Annotated in this window: 7 protein-coding genes; all 7 read right to left on the bottom strand. The window is 73.5% G+C overall.

From position 1 onward, the window contains the following. Window positions 1-6: 6 nt before the first annotated feature. Genes B4M60_RS00035 through B4M60_RS00005 form a run of 7 tightly spaced genes read right to left on the bottom strand, consistent with a single transcriptional unit; the run spans window position 7 to window position 7,562 of the window. Entirely contained in the window at window positions 7-2,493 is a 2,487-nt protein-coding gene (locus B4M60_RS00035) for an NADH-quinone oxidoreductase subunit G (RefSeq protein ID WP_291079322.1), read from the bottom strand. After that, a complete protein-coding gene (gene nuoF, locus B4M60_RS00030) occupies window positions 2,490-3,815 on the bottom strand; it encodes an NADH-quinone oxidoreductase subunit NuoF (protein ID WP_291079321.1) in 1,326 nt (441 codons plus the stop codon). Before nuoF ends, B4M60_RS00035 begins: the two co-directional genes overlap by 4 nt. Before the next feature lies 1 nt (window position 3,816). Further along, window positions 3,817-4,587 carry an NADH-quinone oxidoreductase subunit NuoE gene (gene nuoE / locus B4M60_RS00025; protein WP_291079320.1) on the bottom strand — a complete coding sequence of 257 codons (771 nt, stop codon included), beginning with the start codon at window positions 4,585-4,587 and terminating at the stop codon, window positions 3,817-3,819. Then, the gene (gene nuoD, locus B4M60_RS00020; protein ID WP_291079319.1) at window positions 4,584-5,894 is read right to left on the bottom strand and encodes an NADH dehydrogenase (quinone) subunit D; all 1,311 of its coding nucleotides are present in this window, start codon (window positions 5,892-5,894) and stop codon (window positions 4,584-4,586) included. The genes nuoE and nuoD overlap by 4 nt, the downstream gene beginning before the upstream one ends. After that, window positions 5,891-6,625 (bottom strand): NADH-quinone oxidoreductase subunit C, encoded by a 735-nt coding sequence (locus B4M60_RS00015; protein ID WP_414646688.1) that lies wholly within the window; start codon window positions 6,623-6,625, stop codon window positions 5,891-5,893. Before B4M60_RS00015 ends, nuoD begins: the two co-directional genes overlap by 4 nt. Further along, window positions 6,622-7,176, bottom strand: a complete 555-nt coding sequence (locus tag B4M60_RS00010) for a NuoB/complex I 20 kDa subunit family protein (RefSeq protein WP_291079318.1) — start codon at window positions 7,174-7,176, stop codon at window positions 6,622-6,624. Before B4M60_RS00010 ends, B4M60_RS00015 begins: the two co-directional genes overlap by 4 nt. A gap of 26 nt (window positions 7,177-7,202) precedes the next feature. Then, window positions 7,203-7,562 carry an NADH-quinone oxidoreductase subunit A gene (locus B4M60_RS00005; protein ID WP_291079317.1) on the bottom strand — a complete coding sequence of 120 codons (360 nt, stop codon included), beginning with the start codon at window positions 7,560-7,562 and terminating at the stop codon, window positions 7,203-7,205. Window positions 7,563-7,944: the final 382 nt, after the last annotated feature.

Below are 7,944 nucleotides of genomic sequence, written 5' to 3'. Positions count from 1 at the left end.
GGTCGGTCATGGCGAGGCCTCCCCGGCGGTGACGGCGACGAGGTCCCCCGCGGCGGCGGCGAGCGTGGCGTTGACGGCCGAGCCGCGCGAGTTCTGGGGCAGCCACACCACGCGGTCGGGCATCGCCGTGATCGCGCACGGCAGGGTGATCGCGCCCCGCTCGGTCGACACGGTCAGCGGTGCGCCGTCGGCCACCCCGATCTCCAGCGCGGTGGCCGGCGACACCCGCGCGACCGGTCCGCGGGCGGTCCCGGCCAGGTGCGGTTCCCCGTCCTGCATACGGCCGGCGTCGAGCAGCATCCGCCAGGTGGCCAGGACGGCCTGCCCCGCGGCCGGCGCGGCGGGTGGGGAGGACTGCCTCGTCGTCGTCCCCGTCTGGTCCGACGCGCCCGCGACCGACCCGCTCGCGACCGTCTCGACCGCCGCCCCGTCCACGAGGGCGAGCTCGCGGCGCACGGACTCGACGTCGGCGAGCCCCAGCCCCCTGCCCATCTCCGCGGCGAGGGCGTCCAGGACGCGGTGGTCCGCCATGGAGTCGGCGCGGGTCAGGGCCGCGGCGAACGGGCGCTCGCGGCCCTCCCAGGTGAGGTAGGTGCCGGACTTCTCGGCGGCCGGGGCGATCGGGAGGACCACGTCGGCGCGGTCGGTGATCTCGCTGCGACGCAGCTCGAGGCTCACCACGAACCCCGCCGCCTCGATCGCCTCCAGGGCGGCCCGTGGGTCGGGGAGATCGGCGGCCTCGACCCCGCCCACCAGCAGCGCGCCCAGCTCGCCGGCGGCCGCGGCGGCCAGTTGCCCGGAGGTGGATCGCCCGGGCGCGGCGGGCAGGTCGCCGCAGCGCCACAGCTCGGCCAGCGCGCGGCGGGCACCTGCGTCGGCGACCGGGCGACCGCCGGGCAGCAGTCCGGGCAGGCACCCCGACTCGAGCGCCCCGCGGTCCCCCGCGCGGCGGGGGACCCACGCCAGTCGCGCGCCCGTCGCGTCGGCGAGCGCGGCCGCGGCGGGCAACCCGCCGGGGATCGCGCCCAGCCGCTCGCCCACGAGGATCACCGCGCCCGGCTCGCGGAGCAGGGCGCGGAGGGTGTCGCGCACCGCGACGGCGGGGTCGCCTGCGTCGGCGGGGTCTGCCGTGGCGCCCGGGTGTGCCGCGAGCGCGGCCAGGACGTCGGGTTCGGCGCCGGGGACGGTCGGCAGGAGGGTGGCGGAGGTCTTGCGCACGGCGGGCGAGGCGAACGGGGACACGGAGAAGACCCGGAGCCCCCGGTCGCGCGCGGCCCGGCGCAGGCGCAGGAACACGATCGGCGACTCCTCCTCGGGGTCGAAGCCCACGAGCAGCACCACCGGGGCGGTCTCGAGGTGGGCGTACGTGACCGCGTCGGCGTCGCCCGGGCGGCGGCCGGCCACGCGCCCGGCCAGGAACCCGGCCTCCTCGGCCGAGTGGTGCCGGGCGCGGAAGTCCACGTCGTTGCTGCCCAGGACCATGCGGGCGAACTTGGCGTAGGCGTAGGCGTCCTCGCGGGTCAGGCGTCCGCCGGTGAGGACCCCGGTCCGCCCCCCGGCGGCGGCCAGGCCCGACGCGGCGGCGGCGAGCGCGGTGGGCCAGGGGACGGGGACCAGGCCACCGTCGCGGCCCCGGACCATCGGGGTGGTGAGTCGGTCGGGCTCCGTGGCGTACGTGAACGCCCACCGGCCCTTGTCGCAGTTCCACTCCTCGTTGACCGCCGGGTCGTCCCCGGCCAGCCGGCGCAGGACCGTCCCGCGGCGGTGGTCGGTGCGCTGGCCGCAGCCGCTGGCGCAGTGCTCGCACACCGCGGGGCTCGAGACCAGGTCGAACGGCCGGGCGCGGAACCGGTACGCCGTCCCGGTGAGCGCGCCGACGGGGCAGATCTGGACCGTGTTGCCGGAGAAGTACGACTCGAACGGCTGGTCGCCGTACACGCCCACCTGCTGCCGCGAGCCGCGCTCCATGAGGTCGATGAACGGGTCCCCGGCGATCTGGTCGGAGAAGCGGGTGCACCGGGCGCACATCACGCAGCGCTCGCGGTCGAGCAGCACCTGCGGGGAGAGGGCGATCGGCTTGGGGAACGTGCGCTTGACCTCGGTGAACCGCGAGCGGCCGTGCCCGCTGGCGAGCGCCTGGTTCTGCAGCGGGCACTCGCCGCCCTTGTCGCAGACGGGGCAGTCGAGCGGGTGGTTGATGAGCAGCAGCTCCATCACCCCGCGCTGCGCCCTGTCCGCGATCTCGGAGGTGACCTGGGTGCGGACCACCATCCCCTCCGCGACCGGGGTGGTGCAGGAGGTCACCGGCTTGGGGGCGCCCTCCACCTGGACGATGCACTGGCGGCACGCGCCGGCCGGCTCGAGCAGGGGGTGGTCGCAGAAGCGCGGGATCTGGACCCCGAGGCGCTCGGCCGCGCGGATGACGAGCGTGCCGGGCGGGACGGAGACCTCGCGCCCGTCCACGGTGAGGGTGACGGGGTCGACGGCGGTCACCGGGCCACCTCCCCGGTCCGGGCGAAGAGCGTGGACCGGCTGTGGTCGAAGGGGCAGCCGTCGGGGACGTGGGCCAGGTACTCGTCGCGGAAGAGCGCGATGGAGGAGATGACCGGGGTGGCCGCGGCGTCGCCCAGCGCGCAGAACGACTTGCCGAGGATGGCGTCCGAGATGTCGAGCAGCCGGTCCAGGTCGCCCTCCGTGGCGGTGCCGTCCTCGAGGCGTCGCATGATCTGGACCAGCCAGGACGTGCCCTCCCGGCAGGGGGTGCACTTGCCGCACGACTCGTGGGCGTAGAACTCCGACCACCTCAGCACCGCCCGCACCACGCAGGTGGTGTCGTCGAAGATCTGCAGGGCCTTGGTCCCGAGCATGGTGCCCTCGGCCGCGCAGCCCTCGTAGTCCAGCGGCATGTCCAGCTGGGCGTCGGTGAGCAACGGGGTGGACGAGCCGCCGGGTGTCCAGAACTTCAGGGTGTGGCCCTCCCGGATCCCGCCGGCGTAGCCCAGCAGCTCGCGGAGCGTGATCCCGAGCGGCGCCTCGTACTGGCCGGGCCGGGTGACGTGGCCGGACAGCGAGTACAGGGTGAACCCGGGGGACTTCTCCGAACCCAGCGCCCGGAACCAGTCCGGCCCGTTCTGCAGGATCGAGGGCACGCTGGCGAGGGACTCGACGTTGTTCACCACGGTCGGACAGGCATAGAGCCCCGCGACGGCGGGGAACGGCGGGCGCAGGCGCGGCTGCCCCCGGCGGCCCTCGAGGGAATCCAGGAGCGCGGTCTCCTCGCCGCAGATGTACGCGCCCGCCCCGGCGTGGACCACCACGTCCAGGTGGAACCCGCTGCCGAGAATGTCACGCCCCAGGTACCCGGCCGCGTACGCCTCGGCCACCGCGGTCTGGAGCCGGCGCAGGACGGGGACGACCTCGCCGCGCAGGTAGATGAACGCGTGCGAGGCCCGGATGGCGTACGCCGCGATCACGATCCCCTCGATCAGCACGTGCGGCGTGGCGAGCATGAGCGGCATGTCCTTGCAGGTGCCGGGCTCGGACTCGTCGGCGTTGACCACCAGGTAGTGGGGCGTGGCCGTCGCGCCCGGGCCCGCGTCGGCCTCCTGCGGGATGAAGCCCCATTTGCGGCCGGTGGGGAACCCCGCCCCCCCGCGGCCGCGCAGGCCCGAGGCGAGCACGGTGGCGATCACCTGGTCGGGCTCGGCGGCCAGGGCGGCCCGCAGGCCCACGTAGCCGCCGTGCTCCAGGTGGGTCCCGAGGGTCCAGCTCTCCGGGGCGTCCCAATAGCGGCTGAGGTACGGGGCGAGTGGCATGTCAGGCCTCCTCGTCCGGGCGGGGACGCGGACCGCCGGGCGCCGTGGGGACCCGCATCCCCCGCTCGCGCGCGCTGCGGAGCCCGGTCAGGGTGGGCTCCCCGGGGGCGAAGTCGTTGGCCCCGGGCCGGGGGTCCGGGAAGCCCGCGAGGATCCGCGCGGTCTCCCGGAAGGTGCACAGCGTGGCGCCCCGGGTGGGGGTCACCGGGCGACCGGCCCGCAGGTCGTCGACCATCCGCCGGGCCGAGGCCGGGGTCTGGTCGTCGAAGAACTCCCAGTTGACCATCACCACCGGCGCGTAGTCGCAGGCCGCGTTGCACTCGATGCGCTCCAGGGTGATGCGGCCGTCGTCGGTGGTGCCGGGCCCGTCGAGCCCCAGGTGGTCGGCGAGGGCGGCGTAGATCTCGTCGCCGCCCATCACCGCGCACAGCGTGTTGGTGCACACGCCCACCAGGTGGTCGCCGGTCGGCGTGCGGCGGTACATCGAGTAGAAGGTCGCGACCGCCATCACCTCGGCCGCGGTGAGGTCGAGGATCCCGGCGCAGAACGCGATACCGGCCGGGGTGATGCACCCGTCCTCGGCCTGGGTCAGGTGGAGCAGCGGCAGCAACGCCGACCGGGCCTGTGGATACCGCGCGACGATCTCGCCGGCGTCCGCGGTGAGCCTGTCGAGGACGCCGGGCGGGTACTCCCGCCGCGCGCCGGGGCGGACGATCGCGCCCGGCTCGTCCGGCCTCCGGCCGAACTCCAGGAAGACCGGGTCGCCGCTCATCGGTCCACGCCCCCCATCACCGGGTCGATGCTGGCGACCGAGGCGATCACGTCGGCGAGCATCCCGCCCTCGCACATCGCGGCCACGGCCTGCAGGTTGGTGAACGACGGGTCGCGGTAGTGCACCCGGTACGGGCGGGTCCCGCCGTCGGAGACCATGTGCACCCCCAACTCGCCGCGGGGGGACTCCACCGGGACGTAGACCTGGCCCGGGGGGACGGCAAACCCCTCCGTGACCAGCTTGAAGTGGTGGATCAGCGCCTCCATCGAGCCGTCCATGATGTGCCGGACGTGCTCGGCGGAGTTGCCCAGCCCGTCGGGGCCCACCGCGAGCCGGGCGGGCCACGCGATCTTGGGGTCGTCCACCATCACCGGCCCCGGCCGCAGGCGATCCAGGCACTGCTCGACGATCCCCAGCGATTCCTTCATCTCGTCCACGCGGATGGTGAAGCGGTCGTAGCAGTCGCCGCCCGTCCCGGTCACCACGTCGAACTCGTAGGTCTCGTAGCCGCAGTAGGGATCCGTCCGCCGGACGTCGTGGGGCAGCCCCGTCGCGCGCAGGACCGGGCCGGTGACGCCGAGCGCCATGCACCCGGTGAGGTCGAGGTGGCCGACGCCCTCCAGCCGCATCCTCCAGATGGAGTTCTCGCGCAGCAGCAGCTCCATCTCGCGGATCCGCCCGGGCATCACCTCGAGCAGTTCTCGGACCTTCGGCACCGCCTCGTCGGGGAGGTCCTGGACCACCCCGCCGGGCCGGACGTAGGCGTGGTTCATGCGCAGGCCGGTGATGATCTCGAAGACGTCCAGGACCAGCTCGCGCTCGCGGAAGCCGAACAGCATCGGGGTGCTGGCCCCCAGCTCCAACGCGCCGGTCGCGAGCGCGACCATGTGCGAGGAGATCCGGTTGAGCTCCATGAGCATCACCCGGATGACCGACGCCCGCTCGGGGACCTGCTCGGTGATCCCGAGCAGCGCCTCCACCCCGAGGCAGTACGCGACCTCGTTGAAGAACGGGGAGAGGTAGTCCATCCGGGTGACGAACGTGACGCCCTGGGTCCAGTAGCGGTACTCGAGGTTCTTCTCGATCCCCGTGTGCAGGTAGCCGATGCCGCAGCTCGCCCGGGTGACGGTCTCGCCCTCGATCTCCAGGATCAACCGCAGCACCCCGTGCGTGGACGGGTGCTGCGGGCCCATGTTGACCACGATGCGGTCGTCGTCGGAGTTGCGCGCGGCCTCGCTGATCGCCTCCCAGTCCCGTCCGGAGGCGGTGAGGATCGTGTGGTCCCCGGTCGCGCGGTGGCCGCTCACGAGTACGCCCTCCGCTGATCCGGGGGCGCGACGGTGGCGCCCTTGAACTGCACGCCGATCCCTCCGAGCGGGTAGTCCTTGCGCTGCGGATGCCCCTCCCAGTCGTCCGGCATCTGGATCCGGGTGAGTGAGGGATGGCCGTCGAAGTGGATGCCGAAGAAGTCGTAGGTCTCGCGCTCGTGCCAGTCGGTGGTCGGATACACGCGGGTCAGGGAGGGGACGTGCGGGTCCGCGTCGGGGGCGGAGGTCTCCAGCAGCACCCGGCGGTTGTGGGTGATGGAGTGCAGCGGATACACCACGTGCAGCTCGCGGCCGGTGGCGTCGGGGTAGTGGACCCCGCTCGCGCCGAGCGACATCTCGAATCGCAGGTCGGGGTGGTCGCGCAGGGCCAGCGCGACCGCCGGCAGGTGATCGCGGCGCACGTCGAGGGTGAGTCGGCCGCCGTGGACCACCGCCCGCTCGACCGCCTCGTCGAAGGTCGGCCCACCCCGCTCCAGCAGGGCCGCGGTGAGCGCGCGGACCACCTCGTCGTCGTCCCCCTGTGGCGGTGGGGTCCCGCCGGGTGTCTCCGTGGGGCGCACCAGCCCGCCGAAGCCGGAGGTGTCCCCCGATCCGCGCACCCCGAACATCCCGTGCCGGGCCCCCGTGGCGTCGCGGTGGGCGGGCGGCTGCTCGAGATCGGGGCCGGGCTCGCGGGCGGGGTGCGTCGGGCGGCCGGGTCGATCCGTCATCGGAACATCCCCTCGACCGGGATGAGCGGGCGCTGGTCGAGGGCGGCCTGCTCGGCCGCGCGGACCGCCTCGGCACGGTTGGCGCCGAGGGGCATGTGCTGGATCTTGTCGTGGAGGGTGAGGATCGCGTGCAGGAGCATCTCGGGCCGCGGCGGGCACCCCGGCAGGTAGATGTCCACGGGCACGATGTGGTCGACGCCCTGGACGATCGCGTAGTTGTTGAACATCCCGCCCGAGGACGCGCACACACCCATGGCCAGCACCCATTTGGGTTCGGCCATCTGGTCGTACACCTGGCGCAGGACCGGGGCCATCTTCTGGCTGACCCGGCCGGCGACGATCATCAGGTCGGCCTGGCGCGGGGAGGCCCGGAAGACCTCGGTGCCGAACCTCGCGAGGTCGTAGCGGCCGCCGCTGGTGGCCATCATCTCGATCGCGCAGCACGCCAGGCCGAAGGTGGCGGGCCACAGCGATCCCTTGCGCATGTACCCGGCCAACTGCTCGACGGTGGTGAGCAGGAACCCGCTCGGCAGCTTCTCCTCCAGCCCCATGACCGATCGCCTCCCCGCGCTCCGCGTCAGTCCCAGCTCAGCCCGCCCCGACGCCACTCGTAGGCGTAGGCGACGGAGACGTTGACGACGAACAGGGCCATGGCGAGCAACCCGGACAGGCCGAGGTGGTCGAAGTGGACGGCCCACGGATAGAGGAAGAGGATCTCGATGCCGAAGATGATGAACAGCATCGCCGTGAGGTAGTACTTCACCGGGAAGCGGCCGCCCCCGACCGGCTTCGGGGTGGGCTGGATGCCGCACTCGTACGCCTCGAGCTTCGCCCGGTTGAACCTGGACGGACCGGCGTACGAGGACACGAGGGACGAGAACACCGCGAAGGCGACGGCGACGGCCCCGAGGACCAGGATCGGCACATACTCGTTCACTCTCGCGTCACTCCTCGCGCGTCCCTCGAGAAGGCGCCTGTGGGCGCGCCTCTGCTGCAACCGCATGGGAATCAGGTGACCGTGTGAGGTGGGTTCACGGTCCCCCGGATCCCTGACGGGTCGGACGGTGCCCGACCCGCGACTGTGACTCTACTCACATCACGTCGGCCGGCGTCGGCACTTTTCGCTGTCGGCGTTTCGCCTCGTCAGTCGGCCCTGAGGAGTACGGTCACGGCCTCCCGGAGGCGCAGCGGGTCGACGGGGTGGGGGACCGCGGCGTCCGCGCGGGACCAGTCGGCCAGCCACCGGTCGTCGGGCCGGCCGGTGAGGACGAGGATCGGCGGGCAGGGGTCGAGTTCGTCCCGGAGCTGCTTGGCCAGGC

The organism is Dietzia sp. UBA5065 (genome assembly GCA_002415925.1).
GTDB lineage: Bacteria > Actinomycetota > Actinomycetes > Mycobacteriales > Mycobacteriaceae > Dietzia.
Note: the sequence above shows the minus strand (reverse complement) of the source record. Positions and strands in the feature narration are given on the sequence as shown.